Annotated in this window: 16 protein-coding genes and 1 riboswitch; of the genes, 3 read left to right on the forward strand and 13 right to left on the reverse strand. The window is 68.8% G+C overall.

The features are described from left to right. Positions 1-48: 48 nt before the first annotated feature. From ASE96_RS12730 to ASE96_RS12765, 8 genes are all read right to left on the reverse strand, one after another. Positions 49-801, reverse strand: a complete 753-nt coding sequence (locus ASE96_RS12730) for a hypothetical protein (protein ID WP_056430829.1) — start codon at positions 799-801, stop codon at positions 49-51. A 125-nt stretch (positions 802-926) separates the two neighbouring features. Next, entirely contained in the window at positions 927-2,000 is a 1,074-nt protein-coding gene (locus ASE96_RS12735; protein WP_056430832.1) for a hypothetical protein, read from the reverse strand. 8 nt (positions 2,001-2,008) lie between these two features. Next, positions 2,009-3,304 (reverse strand): glycosyltransferase, encoded by a 1,296-nt coding sequence (locus ASE96_RS12740; RefSeq protein ID WP_056430835.1) that lies wholly within the window; start codon positions 3,302-3,304, stop codon positions 2,009-2,011. Further along, complete coding sequence (locus tag ASE96_RS12745) at positions 3,291-4,235, reverse strand: ATP-grasp domain-containing protein (RefSeq protein ID WP_082492718.1); 945 nt, start codon at positions 4,233-4,235, stop codon at positions 3,291-3,293. Before ASE96_RS12745 ends, ASE96_RS12740 begins: the two co-directional genes overlap by 14 nt. Continuing rightward, a complete protein-coding gene (locus ASE96_RS12750) occupies positions 4,232-5,137 on the reverse strand; it encodes a PIG-L deacetylase family protein (RefSeq protein WP_162238827.1) in 906 nt (301 codons plus the stop codon). The genes ASE96_RS12745 and ASE96_RS12750 overlap by 4 nt, the downstream gene beginning before the upstream one ends. Before the next feature lie 511 nt (positions 5,138-5,648). Then, positions 5,649-6,599 (reverse strand): cysteine synthase family protein, encoded by a 951-nt coding sequence (locus ASE96_RS12755; protein ID WP_235500246.1) that lies wholly within the window; start codon positions 6,597-6,599, stop codon positions 5,649-5,651. Then, entirely contained in the window at positions 6,559-8,208 is a 1,650-nt protein-coding gene (locus tag ASE96_RS12760) for an aromatic amino acid ammonia-lyase (RefSeq protein WP_056430843.1), read from the reverse strand. The genes ASE96_RS12755 and ASE96_RS12760 overlap by 41 nt, the downstream gene beginning before the upstream one ends. A gap of 4 nt (positions 8,209-8,212) precedes the next feature. Beyond that, positions 8,213-9,508, reverse strand: a complete 1,296-nt coding sequence (locus tag ASE96_RS12765) for an NtaA/DmoA family FMN-dependent monooxygenase (RefSeq protein ID WP_156367601.1) — start codon at positions 9,506-9,508, stop codon at positions 8,213-8,215. A gap of 187 nt (positions 9,509-9,695) precedes the next feature. Continuing rightward, positions 9,696-9,810, forward strand: a riboswitch (SAM riboswitch). 94 nt (positions 9,811-9,904) lie between these two features. Here ASE96_RS12765 and ASE96_RS12770 point away from each other — a divergent pair. The 3 genes from ASE96_RS12770 to ASE96_RS12780 are packed head-to-tail and all read left to right on the forward strand — an operon-like array spanning position 9,905 to position 11,757. Further along, a complete protein-coding gene (locus ASE96_RS12770) occupies positions 9,905-10,132 on the forward strand; it encodes a DUF1737 domain-containing protein (RefSeq protein ID WP_056431045.1) in 228 nt (75 codons plus the stop codon). Continuing rightward, complete coding sequence (locus ASE96_RS12775) at positions 10,129-10,548, forward strand: rhodanese-like domain-containing protein (RefSeq protein WP_056430846.1); 420 nt, start codon at positions 10,129-10,131, stop codon at positions 10,546-10,548. The genes ASE96_RS12770 and ASE96_RS12775 overlap by 4 nt, the downstream gene beginning before the upstream one ends. Continuing rightward, positions 10,549-11,757, forward strand: a complete 1,209-nt coding sequence (locus ASE96_RS12780) for an O-succinylhomoserine sulfhydrylase (RefSeq protein WP_056430849.1) — start codon at positions 10,549-10,551, stop codon at positions 11,755-11,757. Here ASE96_RS12780 and ASE96_RS12785 read toward each other — a convergent pair. The 5 genes from ASE96_RS12785 to ASE96_RS12805 form a co-directional block, all read right to left on the reverse strand. Next, entirely contained in the window at positions 11,754-12,938 is a 1,185-nt protein-coding gene (locus ASE96_RS12785; RefSeq protein WP_056430850.1) for a glutamate--cysteine ligase, read from the reverse strand. The two genes, ASE96_RS12780 and ASE96_RS12785, sit on opposite strands and share 4 nt — an antisense overlap. Positions 12,939-13,037: 99 nt before the next feature. Next, on the reverse strand, positions 13,038-14,561 hold the full coding sequence (locus ASE96_RS12790) for a UDP-N-acetylglucosamine 1-carboxyvinyltransferase (protein ID WP_056430853.1): 1,524 nt from the start codon (positions 14,559-14,561) through the stop codon (positions 13,038-13,040). A gap of 96 nt (positions 14,562-14,657) precedes the next feature. Next, a complete protein-coding gene (locus tag ASE96_RS12795) occupies positions 14,658-15,461 on the reverse strand; it encodes an energy-coupling factor transporter transmembrane component T family protein (RefSeq protein WP_056430856.1) in 804 nt (267 codons plus the stop codon). Then, entirely contained in the window at positions 15,458-17,089 is a 1,632-nt protein-coding gene (locus ASE96_RS12800; protein WP_056430859.1) for an ABC transporter ATP-binding protein, read from the reverse strand. The genes ASE96_RS12795 and ASE96_RS12800 overlap by 4 nt, the downstream gene beginning before the upstream one ends. Then, entirely contained in the window at positions 17,089-17,733 is a 645-nt protein-coding gene (locus ASE96_RS12805; protein ID WP_056430862.1) for an ECF transporter S component, read from the reverse strand. The genes ASE96_RS12800 and ASE96_RS12805 overlap by 1 nt, the downstream gene beginning before the upstream one ends. Positions 17,734-17,769: the final 36 nt, after the last annotated feature.

Consider the following 17,769-nt stretch of genomic DNA (forward strand, 5'->3'; position numbering starts at 1 on the left):
CCACCCGGGCGCCCCGGATGGGCGCGTGGTGACCCCGCGTTCCGCGTGTCAGCCCTTGGCGAGGGCTTCGTCGACGAGACGGGCCAAGTCGACTGACGCATCCGCGGTGAGCCCGATCCCCGTTACGACGGCCGTGGCCGACAGCGTTCCCTTCAATCCCATGACCATGACTGTCGTCACGGCCTGCCCGGAGGGCAGCGTCTGAGTGGAGAGGGAGCTGAACGAGTTGTCCCCGGTTGTTTTCACGTCCAGGACTTTCGTCGTGTTCGTGATTTTCTGGCCCTGGAACTCCAGCGTGAAGTTTGCACACTTCGTGCTGTTCGCCTCGGAGGCTTCGACATTGCTGCTTAGGAGCTCCGGGTCCGTGACCGCCACGAGGGTGAGCACCGTGATGGTTTCCTCCTTGGCCGATTCGGCGCCGCCGGCGGCGTAGGTGCTGCCCTCGGGAATCTGCGCGCTGCTGTCCGCAAGGGCGCCACATTCCGCCGGAGTGATCTTGGCGGCGTCCATCATCTCGCCGGCCGATTCGATGCCCTGGTCCAGTTCGCTTGCCGGAACGGCAGTCAGCGGCCGGCCTGCGGCGTCTTTCAGCCCGGCGATGATCGCGGCCAGCTCCTTTGCCGCGTACGCCTTCGGTGTGGGAGTCGGGGTGGGCGTCGGCGTGGCGGACGGCGATGCCGCCAGCGATTCCCCCGAAGCAGGCGAGGACGAGCCCCCGGCGGCTGAGGTTGTGCCGCAGCCGGCGAGCGCCAGCGTTGTCGCGAGAAGGAGCGCGGCCGGTGTGATGCTTCTTAGATTCATGGAGGTCCCCAGTTCCTGTGTGATGTGGTCATGCACCGCTCCCAGACGCGATAGCCGAGAGCCTACGACATCAGACGCGGGTAGGGAAAGACAAACGCATGGCAACGACACGCCCGTCGGGCCGGCTAGGCCCACGCCGTCCGGAGCGCCTCCCAAGCGTCGTCGTCGAGCATGCTGGACGGCGTGACGGCGACGGCGGTCGCCCCGCCCGAGATGGACGCCGCCAGCGCGGCTGCCAGGTCCGCCGCGGAGATGCTGCCACCCGTCGCCCACATCCCCACCGAAATGACGAACTTGGGAGAGCGCTTCGCCATGGCCCGGGCCAGTTCGGCGGAGTATTCGGGCTCCTTGCCGTTGAGCCCGAAGTAGTTCCACACCACCAGCCGGTCCGCGGCCGAGGCCAGGAGGCCGTAGTCGTGACCGCTCTCCGTGCGGTCGCCCGCCGGATCGTCCCACGGAGCCCTGACGTCCATGTCCAGGGTGGCCCCGTTTTGGTGTGCGGCCGCCGCCGCCTTCGCCACCACGGAGGCCAGCGCCTCGGAACGCCACGTCGCGATGCTTGGATGCCCGACGTCGATGTCCCCGCTCGCCTGCCTCGGCCAGTCGGTGGCGCCGCTGGCCAGCATGTAGGAATCGCGGTCATCGCCCCCGTAGGTGTTGTTGTCGAACATCAGTTCGGTCAGGGCCACCGCGGCCGGCTGGTAGCGTTTGGTCACCTCGGCCACGAACTCCACCAGCCGCTCCCCGGCCGGACCGGTGGTGAGGGCGGTAACGCTGGCGAAGTCCGTGGACCGGGTGCCGTCGAAGTTGATGCCCGCCAGGCCGGGATTCGTGCTGATCCAGCCCGGGATCAGCAGGTCGACGGTTAAGGTGACCTTCCGCTTCCGGCCGTCGCTGCCGGTTCCGAGGGCCTTGATCGCCTCGGCGACGTGGTCCCGGCCCGGGACGGCTTCCAATTCCGGGTAGGCGGCCCAGGGGAAAGCCGTCCAGTCCAGCCGTCCGACGCTGATGGTCACGCTGTTGGCGTTGACCTCGTCGAGCCTCTTGGCCAGGGCCGGCAGGGTGTGGGCGGCATCGACGACGGTTTCGTAACCGACGCCGACGGTCCGTTCCTCGGCTGGCGCCGCGACCGCACTCGACCCCTCCTGCGGCCCGGAACACGAGGTCACGGCGAGGGCCAGCACGGACAGGAGACCCACAGCCCGTCTCAAGCCCGCGCTTCCGCGCGTGGCGCCGGGACAGTCACGCTGACGATTCCGGTCCGGGTGAGCTTGTTCCAGCGGGCTTCCTTCCTGCGCAGCTCCTGGTTGAGGGCGGCGACCATGGTCAGGCTGGTGAACACGGAATACAACGGGATCAGCGGCAGCACCCAGATGTGCCGCAGGTCTTTCCATGCCCGGTTCATGCCCAGGGCGCACACCGTCAGAACGAGCGTCACGATGATGCCGAGCCAGCCCAGGAACGCCCAGGCGTCGCCGCCGAGCGGGCTGTAGCCCAGAGCGAGGAGGAACGCCAGGTCAAGGAGGACCAGGATCTGGACCACTGGCAGGACCACCATGGTGATGGCGTTGAACAACAGGTAGGCGCCGAACCTGCCGTGCCGGAGATTGCCGATCATGCCCTTGTGGACGGCCATGGTCTGCAGCAGGCCGCGGGCCCACCGGACCCGCTGCCGCCACAGGGCCCGGATGGTCGACGGGGATTCGGCGTAGACCAGCGCCCGCGGCGTGAAGACCACGCGGTAGCCCGCCTTGTGTACCCGCCAGGTCAGCTCCAGATCCTCGCCCACGGTGTCTTCGCGGAACGGCCCGATTTCCTCCACAACCTTGCGCGGGAAAGCGCCAATGTTGCCGGAGACGATGGGCAGGCATCCGATCACGGTCAGTGCGCGCCGGACCATGCCGGTGCCGACGTGGCTGATGAAGGCCAGCATCCGGGTCTGGGCCCGGTTCAGGTTCACCGGCCGGTCATCGCCGCAGACGGCCCCGGTACGCCCGTCCTCGAAGCCCTGGAGCATCTTCTCGACGGTGTACCGGGAAAAGATGCCGTCCGCGTCAACGAACATCAGGACATCGCCGGTCGCGTTGCGGATTCCCAGATTCAGGGCGGCTCCCTTGCCTGCGTTGGCCTGTGTCAGGACCCTGATCCGCGCATCCCCGGCCGCGAGACCTGCCATCAACTCTGCCGTGTTGTCGGTTGAGCCGTCGTCCACCAGGATCACCTCGTACCGGTCATACCGGGTGAGCTGGATAGATCGGACGCAGTTCTCGATGACGGTTGCCTCGTTGTAGGCGGGCACGATGATTGACACGCTGGGCCATTCATCGTGCAGTGTGGGGGCTTCCCGCCGCCGCCGCATGGCGGCACGGACTTCAAACCAGACGGACAGCGGCAGCACCAGGAGTTTGACGAGCCCGAAGACCAGGATGGGCAGGCCCAGCGCGAGGAGCAGGAGCTGCGCCCCGGGGAGGGCTGCCGCGAAGGATGATTCAAACCAGGACATTGGCGTACGCTCCTGTGCTTTGCCGGAAGGATGCCGGGTTGAAGGCTGGAAGGGCGAAGGACGCCAGAACGGCGTCGAGCAGTTCCGGGGCCCGTGCGCTGTTCGCGCCGAACCGGGCGTTCACCTCCAGGACCACGGGGGTCCCGTCCGCGCGGCGGCGGACATCCACGTCCACCGGGCCGGTGAGGCCCAGTGCGCGGACGGCGGCAAGCGCCACATTGCCGACGTCGATCGCTTCGCCCGCGTCGGTCCGGCGGGTGGTGACGGCGTTCCCGATGTTGCCCTGCGCCAACTCCGTTTTCTCCACCACGACGACGAACGGTGCGGCGACGTTGTGCGCGGGCGTGCCGAACACCATGGGACCGTACTCGACGCCCGGGATGAACTCCTGGACGATCTGCCCGGCCGGGAGACGGTGCCAGTCCACCTCCGTGCTGCCGTCGATGACCGTCACGCCGCGCCCGCCTCGCGAGACGCGGGGCTTGACGACGATGGGTCCCCCCAGCGCGGCCATGGCCGCGTTTGCGTCGGCATAGTCGCCGGGCACCCCGAAGCGCGGCGCCGGGACTCCGGCCGAGTGCAGCTGCCAGGCGGTGAAGAGCTTGTCGTCGGCGAGCGCCACCGGCCCGGGATCCCCAATAATCACGCGGACCTCCGCCCCGAACGCCGCCCGGTACGCCGCAAGCTGCGGGAGTTCCTCGCTGACGGTGGGGATGATCACGTTGATGCCCTCCTGCACCACAATCCTGCGAAGCGCGGAAACCAGGTCCGGGTCTGAGGCGGGCGGGACGGGAACCACCGTGAGGCCCGCCCCGGCGGGAAGCTCGCGGATGTCGGTGCCGAGGACGGGAATGCCGCGGTCTTTCAGTTGGGCGGCGACGGCACGGCCCGCGGGCCCTCCCGCGCCGGTGACCAGGACGCGGGGCTTCACAGCTTCTCCAGTTCCGTGTTCAGGAGGCGGATGGGCTCATAGGCTTCTGCGACCCTGCGCCGGGCCTGCCCGCCGCGGAAGGAAGCAATGCCGCGGACACGCTCGGGGGTCATATACGGCTTGGTGAGCTGGTCGCTGTGCATCTTGACCGCCTGGACCTTGGCATCCATGTAGTCGTCAATATCGACGAATACGCTCGGATTGAATTCGCGCGTTGCCGAGGGGCTCTCGTAGCAGAGGATGGAGTGGTGCTGGCGAGCTGCCCGCAGCGTGGCCTGGTGGACGGCCTGGTGGTCCTGGTGCTGGTCATGGTTGGAGTGCGTCAGGATGATGTCGGGGTTGTAGCGGGCGATCGCGGCCTCGATGACACCGACCATCTCCTGGCTGTGCCGGTTGAGTTCCGTGTCGGTGAAATTGTGGTGGGCCATCCCGGTGAGGCCCATGAACGCCGCGCCGCGCTGCGCATCCAGCGAACGTTCCAGGGCGTCCCCGCCGCGCTTGCCGTCGCTCATGACGAGCCCCTGGACCTCGTGTCCGGAGTCCACGAATTTGGCCAGGGTCCCCCCGCAGGCCAGTTCAAGGTCATCCGGATGGGCGCCGATTGCCAGGACACGGCGGGGCTGGCGGGCCGGAACTCCCCCGGTGCGCAGGGCCGTCATGACCACACCCAGTGCCGCGAGGCCGCCGACGGTTGCGGTGAAGTTCGCGGTCCGCCAGAACGGCGTTGCCTCGAGGAGGAAGCATGCCAGATTCGTCACGAGCAGTGTGCCGCCCACACCGAGGGAAACCTGTCGCAGCAACTCGGGCCGGCGCAGCCGGCGATGGAACCAGGAGCGGCCGACGGCGGCAGCAACCAAGAATGTGATCAGGAAAACAATCATCAAGACATATATCGAGACCATGAAATTCAATTCCTTCGTAGAAGTACCGGCAGCCCTCAGCGCTGGACCGGGAATAGAGCGACAGAACGTCAGATAAGGCCGCGGGAAAGAGCCGGGCCTGGGTGCGGAAGGTGGACCATTCGTGGAGCAAGTCCAGGGCATCTCCGGCAGGACGCAGGACGGCAAACAGCGCAGCCGCAAATCGGCGGCACTTGCACGTCTGAGTGTTGACCAGCGCTTATGTTGCACAGCGCGATTACCCCCCCGGCATGTTGCGTGGCATGTGAGACTTTCTGGAGACCTTGGACTTGCTCTTCAGTAAAGTCGAGTCGCCTATCAGTAGGCCCGAGTAGGCGTTACTCGAAACTTTCTGGTTCTGAATTCAATACGTGGGCGGGTAGTACTCGCATTGATTAATTCGACTACCCGGAGCGCGCTATTCCTGCCGTAATTCCCTGCGATTACTCGTCGCGGGCTGCTCCGGAGAGATGGATGTGGTTTTCGGCCAGCCAGACAGGATTGAAGGCCTTGCTCACGTAGTTGCTTCCGGCGTCGGGGCTATGGCCACCACCACCGAGCCGTGCGGTGCTGCGAGTGCCACGCGGAGTGCGGCGGCCACCGCGAGTCCGGAGGACGGGCCCAGGGACAGGCCCTCCGCGTCCAGCAGCCGGTGTGCGGTGGTGTACACCTCGTCGTTGGGGATGCGCAGGAAACGGTCCACCGCGGCGCGGTCAAAGACCTTGGGCCAGTCGGCTTCGGGCCAGGTGTTCCCCACCCCGTCCACCAGGATCGGTCCCGCATGCCCGCCGCTGTACACCGAGCCGAAGGGATCGGCCGCGATGACTTCCACCTGTCCGGCCGATCGTTCCTTGAGGAAGCGGCCGGTGCCGCTGATGGTCCCGCCGGTGCCGACTCCGGCCACGAAGTGCGTGACCGTGCCGCCGGTCTGCGCCCAGATCTCCGGCGCCGTGGCGTCGTAGTGGGCCTGCGGGTTGGCCGGGTTGTCGAACTGCAGCGGCCGCCACGCACCGGGCGTCTCCGCGGTAATCCGCGCGGCCACCGACCTCGCGTTTTCCGGCGATCCGGACGGCGCATCCCAGTCCGTCACCACCACGCGGGCGCCGTAGCGGTGCAGGGCCGCGAGCTTCTCGGCGGAAATCGAGTCGCCCGTCACCACCACCACCGGGTGCCCGGTCAGCGCCCCGATCAGGGCCAGCCCGATTCCGGTGTTCCCGGAGGTGCTCTCCACGATTGTGGCGCCGGGCTGCAGTGCGCCGCTGCGCTCGGCGGCCCGGATCATACTCAGGGCCGTCCGGTCCTTGATCGACCCGCCCGGGTTGTCCGATTCGAGTTTGACGTAGACCGCGCTGGCCAGGCCGCCGGCGACGGCCCTCAGCCGCACCAACGGGGTGTTCCCCACCTGGGCCAGGACGGCGTCCGCATCATTGGGCAGCAGTTCCGCTACCGTGTGCTTCCCCGTCATGGCGTCTCTCCTCCCCGGCAGCTGGTTCCGCGAGCGCCGAACGCAGAGCGCCGCGCGCCGCGTCCAGCAGTTCCGACGCCGGCAGGCCGCTGTCCGCGCCGTGGGCCAGGACCCTGGCCAGGCGAGCCTGGACCGCACCGGTCCCAGCCCCGAGCGGACGCGTCGCCGGCTCCACCGCGCCGTCACCCGCGGCGCCGCCGCCCCCCGCACCCGCCCGGGACAGCAGGTAGGCCGCGGTCAGCGCCTCGATGGTGAAGAGCTTCTCGGCCGCCTCCGCCGAGCGTTCCAGCTGCTGCAGGGCCAACGGCGCCAGGGTGGAATGGTCCTCCACGTCGGCGGACAGGGTGGGCGCCCCCAGCGTGGCCGGCGCCGCGAGGGTCTTCAGCTCGGCCAGCAGCCCGGCGGCCGAGTACCACAGCAGACCCGGCAGTTGCTCGCGTTCCAGGGCCGTTCCGTCCCTCGCCGCGGCAAGGTGCTGCTGACGGATCCGGCGCTGCGGCGGATAGAGCTTGGCGATCCGGCGTTCGCTGCTGATGCCGAGGTGGGCCAGGCCCACCCGGAGGGCCTCAAAAGCCAGGGCCAGCTGCATGGGCTGGAAGTTCCCGCCGGACACCATCCGCCCCGAGGCCAGGTCGGTCAACGGATTGTCGCCTTGTCCGTTGAGTTCCACTTCGAGGGCTTCCTCGAGCGCGCTGAGCTGCCAGCGGTAGGCGCCATGGGTCTGCGGCGCGGCCCGGAAGGACAGGGCGTCCTGCACCGAGACGTCACGGCCGTCCTGCTCCAGCCATCCGCCGCGAACCAGCCGGCGGACGTTGCCGGCGGACACGGCCTGGCCGTCGACGGCCTTGGCCGCCTGCACGGCCGCGGAGAAGGGGCTGAGGTTCCCGCCGCCGTCGTACCGCGCGGTGGCCTCCAGGGAGAGCGCCAGCGCGGTGTCTGCCAGGTCCGCCAGGCCCAGGAGACGCCCCAGCAGGAGCGCACCCACGCCGATCGAGTAGGAGTTGGCGCTGACGAGCGCCAGGGCCTCCCCCGGCGCCAGGGTCAGCGGCTCCAGTCCGGCGGCGGCGAGCGCCTGGCCGCCGGGGACGGGCGGCCCGTCCGGAGAGAGAACCCGCCCCTCGCCGATGGCGACGGCGGCGACGGCGGCGAGCTGGGTCAGGTCCGAGGATCCCACGGAGCCGTCGCGCGGAATGGCGGGAAGCACGCCGCGATTGAGCAGCCGGGCGTAGAAGCGGGCCGTCTCGGGGCGCACCCCCGAGCCTCCGCGGCTGAAGCCGATCAGCCGGGCGAGGACTGTGGCGCGCGCTTCGGCGGCGTCCAGCATCCCTCCGACGCCGCTGTCGTGGTAGCGGACCACCTGGACCTGGTAGGCGAGGATCGATTCCTCGGCCACGGCAGTGTCGCGGCCGGACCCCAGCAACGTATTGAGGCCATACACCTTGTGGCCGGACTCGATGGCCCGCTGGACCACTTCCCGCGAGCGGCCCAGCACTTCGAGGGCCTGTTCGCTCAGGACCACAAGGACCGAAGGGTCCGCGGCAGCCGCTGCGACCTCCCGGGCGTGCAGCCGGGCCGTGCCGATGAGGAAGGTTGCTGCCGCGGCGTGCATGGCGCTAGAAGTCCAGCAGGTTCCGGCGGAACCCGCCGTCGCCGTAGCCGGTCCGCAACAGCCCGCGGCGGCGCAGCACGGGGGTCAGCCGGTCCAGGACGCCGTGGACGGTCACGGGATCCACGAACCCGGAGAAGAGGAAGCCGTCGCCGCCCACCTGAGCTCCGGTGTCCTCGAGGTAGTCCGCGATCTCCTCGGCGGTGCCGATGATGCTGTCCCCGGCGCCGCCGCTGCGGGCCTGGAGGAGCTGGCGCAGTGTGGAGCCCGGCGGCCCGGCCTTGGTGAAGTGGTCGAGGGTGCCCTGGTTGCTGTTGGTGTGGAGTTCCGGCAACGGGGCGTCCAGGTCGAACTTTTTGAAGTCGATGACGGAGAGATAGGAGATGGAGTTGAGCTGGCTGTCGATGTCCCGCTGTGTGAGTTCCCTGCGCCGGGCCCTCAGGTCCTCCGCTTCCGCCCGCGTGCCCACCACCGTGGGTTTGAGGACAAACAGCACCTTAACGTCGTCGGGGTTCCGGCCTGCGGCGGCGGCTTCCGCCCGGATGGAGTTCCGGTACGCCGTCATCCCGTCCGCTCCCCGTGCCAGCGCAATCGCGACGTCGGCGTTGCCCCCGGCGAAGGCCTTGCCCCGCGGGGAGGCGCCCGCCTGCACCAGCACGGGTTCCTCCGGCAGCGGTGCGGTGTTCAGCGGCCCGCGGACCTTGAAGAACTCGCCGTCGTAGTTGATCGGGTGGACCTTAGTGTGGTCCGCGAAAACGCCGTCTTCGGTGTCCTCACGGATCGCGTCCGGTTCCCAGCTGCGCCAGAGCCGCCGCACCACGTCCACGAATTCCTCGGCCTTCTCATAGCGCCGGTCGTGTTCGATTTGCTGGTCAAGGCCGTAGTTCTGCGCGGCGAGGTCGCTGCCGGAGGTCACCACGTTCCAACCCAGCTGCTGGTGGGAGAAGTGCTGCAGCGTGGCAAGCAGCCGCGCCGCGGTGAACGGCGGGTAGAAGGAGGCGCTGATGGTCGGCACGATGCCCAGATGCCTCGTGGCGCAGAACAGGTACGGCACGAGGGCCAGCGGATCGTGTTTCGGCGCGAAGGACGCCTGGGCCAGGGAAACTTCCGCGCTCCCGCCGTAGGTGTCCGGGACGGTGAGGGAATCCTCGATGATGAACAGGTCCAGCCCGGAGCGTTCAAAGGCCCGCACCGCGTCCTGGTACAGCGCCGGCTTCTTCCAGTCGTAGCCGATCCCGTAACCGGGGGTACCCCAGCCCTGCACACCGAAGCCGTGGCCCACGAACCAGCCGAAATGCAGCATGGGGCTGGCTGTAGGGGCATCCGACGCGTTCACGGCCACCTGATTTCATCCGGGGTTAGGGGACTGCATCTCCCGTCATTATCCTCCCGGGAGCGCCGATTGGGTCCCTGCGGTCCGGCGGATTCCGTTACTTAACATGACGTGCGCGGCGGTGCCTGCCGGCGTCGCGGGTGTTACGTTTTTGGTGAGTAATGAGAACCGGCGCCAAGCCCTGACTGGCCGGTCGGCAACCCTCCCTTTCGCGGCGGGGTGCCTCAGGTGAATACTCGGCACATCGAAAATTCGAGCTGCAAGCGTGAAAGAAGGAGATCCGTCGTGCCTGACGCGTCCGCCCCCGCTGTCCCCGATACAGCACCCACCAAAGCCCCCGCCGTCCCCGGCGCCGCCGAAGAGAAACTGGCCTACCGCCTGTTTACCGGCCCCGATGACCGGGCCTTCTGCGAGCGGGTCTCGGCCGCCCTCGCCGAGGGTTATGTGCTGCACGGGAACCCGTCCGCCACGTACAACGGCATCAACGTCATCGCGGCCCAAGCCGTGGTGCTGCCGGCCGCGGTTGCCAGCGCCGATGCCGCCGTCGCCAATGCCGTGGATGACCTTGAGTTCGACGGCGAGGGCCACGCGTGAGCTACGCCGGGGACCTCAACCCGCAGGAAGCCTGGGCCAAGCTGGAGGACGGCGCCATCCTGGTGGACGTCCGCACCGAAGGCGAATGGGCCCACATCGGCATCCCGGACACCGCAGCTGCCGGCACCAGGCCGAACGCTCCGCTCTTCATCCAGTGGAACCTTGCCGGCGGCCTCCCCAATGCGCGGTTCATCGAGCAGCTGAAACAGCAGACCCCCGACGGCGAAGGCACCGAGCTGGTTTTCCTGTGCCGTTCCGGCGCCCGGTCCATCGCCGCCGCGATCGCCGCGACGGACGCCGGCTTCACGTCCTACAACGTCCTGGAGGGCTTCGAGGGCGAGCCGGACCGCCACGGTGACCGCATTGTCAACGGCTGGAAGAACCGCGGCCTGCCCACCAACCCCGGAAGGCACTAAGTGACCTTCAACCCTGATGCCGCCGGCTGGAGCGCCGACACCCAGGCCGTCCGCGGCGGACTCGACCGCACCGGCTTCCAGGAAACGTCCGAGCCGGTCTTCCTGAACTCCGGCTTCGTCTACGAATCCGCAGCCGCCGCGGAGCGCGCCTTCACCGGCGAGGACGAGCGCTTCGTTTACTCCCGCTACGGCAACCCCTCGGTGGCCACGTTCCAGGAACGGCTCCGGCTGCTCGAAGGCACGGAGGCCTGCTTCGCCACCGCCTCGGGCATGTCCGCCGTCTTCACCGCCCTCGGCGCCCTCCTGGCCGCCGGCGACCGTGTTGTCGCGGCCCGCTCGCTGTTCGGCTCGTGCTTCGTGATCCTCAACGAGATCCTTCCCCGCTGGGGCGTGGAGACGGTGTTTGTGGACGGCCCGGACCTGGAGCAGTGGCGCTCTGCGCTGTCGGAACCCACGACGGCGGTGTTCTTCGAGTCGCCGTCGAATCCGATGCAGGAAATCGTGGACATCGCCGCCGTCAGCGAACTGGCGCACGCCGCCGGGGCAACGGTCGTCGTCGACAACGTCTTTGCCACCCCACTGCTGCAGCGCTGCGGGGAGCTCGGCGCGGACGTGGTGGTCTACTCAGGCACCAAGCACATCGACGGCCAAGGCCGTGTGCTCGGCGGCGCGATCCTGGGCACCAAGGAATTCATCGACGGCCCGGTCAAGCAGCTCATGCGCCACACCGGCCCGGCACTCTCAGCGTTCAACGCGTGGGTGCTGACCAAGGGCCTGGAGACGATGGCCCTGCGCGTCAACCATTCCTCCGCCTCCGCGCTGCGGCTGGCGGAATGGCTCGAGGAGCAGCCCGCGATCGGCTGGGTCAAGTACCCGCTGCTGCCGTCCCATCCGCAGTACGGACTGGCCGCACGGCAGATGAAGGCCGGCGGGACCGTGCTGACCTTCGAGCTCGCCCCGTCCGCCGGACGTTCGGCGAAGGAGGCCGCGTTCGCGCTGCTGGATGACCTGCGGATCATCGATATCTCCAACAACCTGGGCGATTCGAAGTCCCTCATCACTCATCCCGCCACCACAACACACCGCGCCATGGGGCCCGAGGGCCGCGCGGCGATCGGGCTCAGCGACGGTGTAGTGCGACTCTCCGTGGGACTCGAGGACATCGAGGACCTGATCCGCGACCTGGGCCAGGCGCTCAAGCAGGTCTAGCCCCGGCTGGCCCCGCCCAGCGACGAATCCTGGTCAGCCTCCACGGCCGCGCTTCCCTCCGTGGTCACCTCGACGGCGCGTTCGACGACGGCGGCCAACCCACCCGCGTGGAACGGCTCCCGCTGCAGCTGCGAACCCGTTCCTTCCGCCAGGATCCGGCTGACGCCCTCGCGGACCAGGTCCAGCTCGCCCTGCTCCGCCAGCACGGGGGCCACGAAGTCCACCAGGGCATGGACCACGTCGGCGGCCGGGGCCGGGGTAAAGGTGCCGAAGTCCAGCAGTTCCCCGCGCAGACCGCAGTTGCTGGCCTGCCAGGCGGCCATCCGCAGCAGCAGCGTCGGCACGGGGGCGGGATCGACGCCGTCGTTCCATTCGCGGGACGCCGACTCGACGAGCGCGCGGACCAGCACGGCGATCAGCGCCGCGTCCTCCGCCCGCAGGCAGACGTCGGCGACGCGGATCTCCACGGTGGGATGGTGCCGGGCCAGCCGGGCGTCGAAGTAGACCATCCCCTCGTCCATCAGGACGCCGCTTTCCACGAGCCGGGTCACCAGCCGCCGGTAGACGGGCAGGCTGCCAAAGATCATGGTGGGACCGGACCCGGGCCAGCGGTTCCAGGCCTGCGTCCGGTAGCTTTCAAATCCTGTCTCGGCACCGTTCCAGTACGGGGAGTTCGCGCTGAGGGCTATCAGCACGGCCAGCTTGTCCCGGATCCGGTCCATGACGGCCACGCCTTCCTCCGGGGACTCCACCAGGGTGTGGACGTGGAGGCCGCAGGTCAGCTGGTTCCGGACCGTGAGCCCGAAGCGCTGCTGCATGGTCATGTATCGCTTGTTCGGCGTCAGGTGTGTGGCGGCGCCCTGGGGAGAAGTGGCCAGGGCCGCGACGCGGCCGCCGTGTGCGCGGGCGGCGCGGTCCGCCCGCGCCCGGCCCTGCCTGAGCTGCCGGAGCAGTTCAGGGTAGTCCAGGCATGGCCGCGTCTGGGTTTCAATTTGCTCGAGCTTGAGCTCGTAACTGAAGTCGGCGCCGCCGTCGTGGACGGGTTGCTGCCCTGGGACAACAAGGGCAGCGTCCTGCTTCGGCGGCACCAGGCCGGGCAGCATGACGTCGGCGAGGGCAAGCAGCATCCCTGTTTCGGGATCCACTATGAGCAGTTCTTCTTCCACGCCGAAGGTGCGCATGACTCTATTGTGCGGCAGGATCCGCCGAAACGCCCGGGGTCATTTGGCCCGGGCGCGTGCGGACTGGCGCCTGGCTGTTATCCAGCGCACTCAGCGCATTCAGTCTTGGAAATACTCGATCTTCGCGCCGATGGTGTTGAGCCGCTCGGCCAGGTCCTCGTAGCCGCGCTCGATCACGTAAATATTGCGCAGTTCCGACACGCCCCGGGCGGCGAGCATCGCCAGCAGCAGGCAAGCGGCGGGGCGAAGGGCCGGCGGGCAGCCGACCTCGGCCGCACGCCATTTTGTGGGTCCGTTGACGTAGATCCGATGCGGGTCCAGCAGCTGCACCCGGGCGCCGAGTTTGTTCAGCTCGGTGAGATAGATCGCGCGGTTGTCGTAGACCCAGTCGTGGATCATGGTCTGGCCCTCGGCATTGGCGGCGATGACGGCGAAGAAGGGCAGATTGTCGATGTTCAGCCCGGGGAAGGGCATGGGGTGGATTTTGTCCTCCGGGGCGCGCAGCGCGGAGGGCTTGGTGGTGACGTCCACCAGCCGGGTGCGCCCGTTGCGGGCCAAGTACTCGCCGGACACTTCGAGCCGCTGGCCCATCTGTTCCAGCGTCGCAAGTTCGATCTCCATGAATTCGATCGGGACGCGGCGGATGGTGACTTCCGAGTCCGTGACGATCCCGGCGGTGATCAGGCTCATCGCCTCGATCGGGTCCTCGGACGGGAAGTACTCGATGTCGGCGTCGACCGCGGGGCGGCCGGTGATCTTCAGGGTGGTGGTTCCCACACCCTGGATCTCGACGCCGAGCATCTGCAGGTAGAAACAGAGGTCCTGCACCATGTAGTTGGGGCTGGCGTTGCGGATGATCGTGGTGCCGCTGCGGTGGGCGGCGGCCATGATGGCGTTTTCGGTGACGGTGTCGCCACGTTCGCTGAGCACAAACGAGCGGTCGTGCCCGTCCGACGGCGGTGCCTTCACAGCGTAGTAGCCGGACTTCGCGTCGACACTGAGGCCGAACTGGCGCAGCGCCTGCATGTGCGGCTGCACGGTGCGGGTGCCGAGGTCGCAGCCACCGGCGTAGGGCAGCCGGTACTCGCTGGATTCGTCCAGGAGCGGGCCCAGCAGCATGATGACGCTGCGGGTCCTGCGGGCGGCCTCGACATCCATCGAGTCCAGGTCCAGCACGGCGGGGCGGCGGATCTGCAGGTCGTTGGCGTTGAGCCAGGTGCACTCGACGCCGATGCTGGTCAGCACCTCGACGATCCTGTTGACTTCTTCGATCCGGGCGAGCCGCCGCAGGGTGGTGGTGCCGCGGTTGATCAGGCTGGCGCACAGCAGGGCGACGCCGGCGTTCTTGCTGCTGTTCACGTCGACGGCGCCGGAGAGGGTGCGGCCGCCCTCGACCCGGAGGTGCGTCATGGCGGGCCGTCCCACATTGACGATGCTCCGGCCGAAAATGGACTCCAGCCGCTGGATCATTTTCAGGCTCAGGTTCTGCTTGCCTTGTTCCATGCGGGCGATGGCGCTTTGGCTGGTTCCCAGCTCGGCAGCGAGCTGCCCCTGGGTCCAGCCTTTCTGGCCGCGGGCGTCGCGGAGCAGGGCGCCGACGTGTTCAGCAGTCTCTTGAGTCATCCCAAGAAAATATCACGCATGATTTATTAACCCCCCGCATTTCCGCCGGAATGCCGTTAATCTCACAGCCATACCCGCACCGTGCGATAACGATCGCTACTGCCGCGAGAGGAAGACCATGTTCCAGGTCCCCGCCGCCAGGGCAGCGGCGACCGCGGCACCGGCTATCAGCAGCCCGCCCAGGAACACCCACACGTCCAGGCCGCTGAAGACCGACTTCCGGGCCCACGTGCGGGCATCCCCGCCGAAGCCGCGAGCTTCCATGGTGACTGCCAGCCGGGAAGCGCGCCGTACGGCCTGCACCAGCAGCCCGAAGCTCTGCCCCAGGGTGGCCCGCAGCCGCTGCAGCGGGTTCCCGTGGGAACCCACGCCGCGGGCGCGCCGGGCCATGCCGATGGTCTGCCACTCCTCGGCCATCAGTCCCACCAGCCGCATCGCGGCCAGCGTCCCCAGGACAAAGCGGTGCGGAAGCTTCGCCTTCTGCGCGAGGGCGTCGGCCAAGTCCGTGGGATCCGTGCAGCTCATCAGCAGCACGGCCGGCAGCGCGATGGCCAGGCCGCGGAGCATAAAGCCGAGCCCGAGTTCCAGGGAACCCTCGCTGATGGACCAGATCCTGGCGTCGAACAGGATGGCCCCGCCGTCCGGGGCCAGGATCGTCGTGCTCCAGCCGCCCAGCGCCGCGGCCAGGATCAGTGGCCAGCCGCGCTGCCAGAGCAGTCTGACTGTCAGTCCGGCCAGCGGAAGAAGCGCCAGCTCGAAGGCGAGCGCCACGGAGGCGGACACCCAGTCGATGGACAACGCCAGCACCATCGTGATGAGCATAACGGCGGCGAATTTCGCCAGCGGGTTGGCGCGGGTCAGGACGGCAGTGTTGCCGCGGAGCGTCAGTTCCTGCCTCATGGTGCTTTGACCTTGCCACGTTCCGGGAGTTCCCGGCCCCGGTGTCCCGGGGCGCGGAGGCTCAGCTCGGTGCCGCCCAGGACCTCGCTGAATTCGGCGTCGTGCGTCACCGACACGACGGCGGTGCCGTCGTCGAGGAGTTCCGAGAGGAAGGAGGCAAGCTCTGCCCAGGTGCTGGCGTCCTGGCCGAACGTGGGTTCGTCCAGGACCAGCACCCGGGGATGGGCGGCGAGGACGGTGGCCACGGACAGCCGCCGCTTTTCCCCGCCGGAAAGGGTATAGGGATTGGCATCGACCAGCTCCGTCAGCCGGAGCCGCTCCAGCAGTTCGTCGACGCGATCCCCGCCGCGGCCCAGATGCCGGGGGCCGAACATCAGCTCGTCCAGCACGCGTCCGGTGACGAACTGGTGCTCGGGTTCCTGGAAGACGGTGCCGATCCTGGCGATCAGCTGCTGCGCCTTCCACCGGTACGGATCGATTCCGGCGCCCGCACTCAGTTCCAGGGTGGCGGACACCCTGCCGGAGACCGGCGCGAGCAGGCCGGCGAGGGTCAACGCGAAGGTGGACTTCCCCGAACCGTTGGGGCCCGTGATGGTCAGCGCCTCTCCGGCGCGGACCCGGGCCGTGATGCCGGCCTGGACGGGCTCCGGCGGCACGGGACGGAAGCCTCCGCGGAGACCGGCCCGCCGCGGCCGTTCCCGCGAGACGGCCAGACCCTCCGCGGCGAGCAGCAGCTGCCCGGCGGGGCCTGCAGCGGAAGCAGGGCCGGCGGACCGGGCGCCGCGCACCCGGGTGGCCGGCACGTAGCCGGGCACCCAGACGCCGGCCGCGGTGAGCATGTCCCGTGCCTGCGCCAGGACCTGGTCCGGCGGCCCGTCGATCAGCACGGCGGAGTCCGTGGCGGATCCCGGCTGCAGCACCACGATCCGGTCCACAAGGTCTTTCCAGACCGCGACCCGGTGCTCCACCACCACCAGGGTGGCCCCGGTCTTCTCCAGGCAGCGGCCGACGGCGTCCCGGACCTCCAGGACGCCGGCGGGGTCCAGGTTGGCCGTGGGCTCGTCGAGCAGAATCAGCCCGGGCCGCATCGCGAGGATGCCGGCGAGGGCCAGCCGCTGCTTCTGGCCGCCGGAGAGCGCCGACGTCGGGTGGTCCAGCGGCAGCTGTCCCAGCCCGACGTCGTCGAGCGCTTCGGCCACGCGGGACCAGATCTCCGCCGGGGGAACGGACAGGTTTTCCGCGCCGAACGCGACGTCGTCGCCCAGGCGCGAGAGCACCACCTGGGTCTCCGGGTCCTGCTGCACCAGCCCGGAACGTCCGCGCCGGGACCGGGGCGGGGCGCCGTCGATCAGCAGGCTGCCGGTCTCGTCCGCGTCCTCGGCACTGCCGCCGGGAGCAAGGTCACCGCCGCCCGCGGAGCTGTCACCGAGCACCCCGGCCAGGGCGTGGAGGAGCGTGGACTTGCCGGCGCCCGAAGGTCCCAGCAGCAGCACACGCTCCCCGGGCCGGATGTCCAGGTCCAGTCCGCTCACGGCGGGCCGGGGCCGGCCGGCGTGCCGCCAGCCCCAGCCGCGTGCGGTGACCGCGGCCGGGCGGACGCTGCTGGCGGACGTGTTGAAGGCAGGCATCAGGAGAAGACGGGCTCCGTGGCCGCCTTGCGGGAGGCGAAGGAACTCAGCACGCCGGTCCTGGCCAGGCCCCGGTTGGCGAGCCAGGACAGCCCGCCGGCGATCACGGCGCCGGAGATCGCAGTGAAGATGATGTACGCCAGCTTGTCGCCGCCGGCGTAGGCGATGTTCCAGCCCCAGGGCATAAACGAATCGTTCAAGCCGCAGAACAGGCCCGCGCCGGCTCCGGCCAACAGGGATACGGGCAGGTTGAACTTCTTGTACAGGAACGCGGCGAAGACCAGTTCGGCGCCCAGGCCCTGCAGAATGCCGGAGATGAGCACCGTGGTGCCGTACTGCGAGCCCATGATCAGCTCGCCGGTGGCCGCTACGGCTTCGCAGAAGAGCGCGGCACCCGGCTTGCGGATGATGAGCATGCCCAGCACCGCCGGGATCATCCAGCCGCCGGCGTACAGCCCGGTGAGCGGCGGGTAGAGCGCATTGACGGGAGCGGAAATCAGGTTGGCGCCCTGGGACCAGGCCCAGAAGATCACGCCGCCGGCCACCGCGATCAACGCGGCCACCACAATGTCCACCACACGCCAGTTGTAGCTGAGTTGGGTGCGGGCCTGCCGGGCAGCAGACGCAGCAGATGTATCAGTCATGTCGTCCTCCTGAGGAACAGGAGGGGAGAGTGCCCG

Source organism: Arthrobacter sp. Leaf69 (assembly GCF_001422645.1).
GTDB lineage: Bacteria > Actinomycetota > Actinomycetes > Actinomycetales > Micrococcaceae > Arthrobacter.

What these genes read in the sequence shown, in the direction of transcription:
- ASE96_RS12790 (WP_056430853.1), bottom strand. Translation starts at nt 14,561, where the DNA reads ATGACTCAAGAGACTGCTGAACACGTCGGCGCCCTGCTCCGCGACGCC.
- ASE96_RS12765 (WP_156367601.1), bottom strand. Translation starts at nt 9,508, where the DNA reads ATGCTGCATTTCGGCTGGTTCGTGGGCCACGGCTTCGGTGTGCAGGGC.
- ASE96_RS12760 (WP_056430843.1), bottom strand. Translation starts at nt 8,208, where the DNA reads ATGCACGCCGCGGCAGCAACCTTCCTCATCGGCACGGCCCGGCTGCAC.
- ASE96_RS12795 (WP_056430856.1), bottom strand. Translation starts at nt 15,461, where the DNA reads ATGAGGCAGGAACTGACGCTCCGCGGCAACACTGCCGTCCTGACCCGC.
- ASE96_RS12730 (WP_056430829.1), bottom strand. Translation starts at nt 801, where the DNA reads ATGAATCTAAGAAGCATCACACCGGCCGCGCTCCTTCTCGCGACAACG.
- ASE96_RS12740 (WP_056430835.1), bottom strand. Translation starts at nt 3,304, where the DNA reads ATGTCCTGGTTTGAATCATCCTTCGCGGCAGCCCTCCCCGGGGCGCAG.
- ASE96_RS12785 (WP_056430850.1), bottom strand. Translation starts at nt 12,938, where the DNA reads ATGCGCACCTTCGGCGTGGAAGAAGAACTGCTCATAGTGGATCCCGAA.
- ASE96_RS12755 (WP_235500246.1), bottom strand. Translation starts at nt 6,599, where the DNA reads ATGACGGGGAAGCACACGGTAGCGGAACTGCTGCCCAATGATGCGGAC.
- ASE96_RS12750 (WP_162238827.1), bottom strand. Translation starts at nt 5,137, where the DNA reads ATGGTCTCGATATATGTCTTGATGATTGTTTTCCTGATCACATTCTTG.
- ASE96_RS12800 (WP_056430859.1), bottom strand. Translation starts at nt 17,089, where the DNA reads ATGCCTGCCTTCAACACGTCCGCCAGCAGCGTCCGCCCGGCCGCGGTC.
- ASE96_RS12805 (WP_056430862.1), bottom strand. Translation starts at nt 17,733, where the DNA reads ATGACTGATACATCTGCTGCGTCTGCTGCCCGGCAGGCCCGCACCCAA.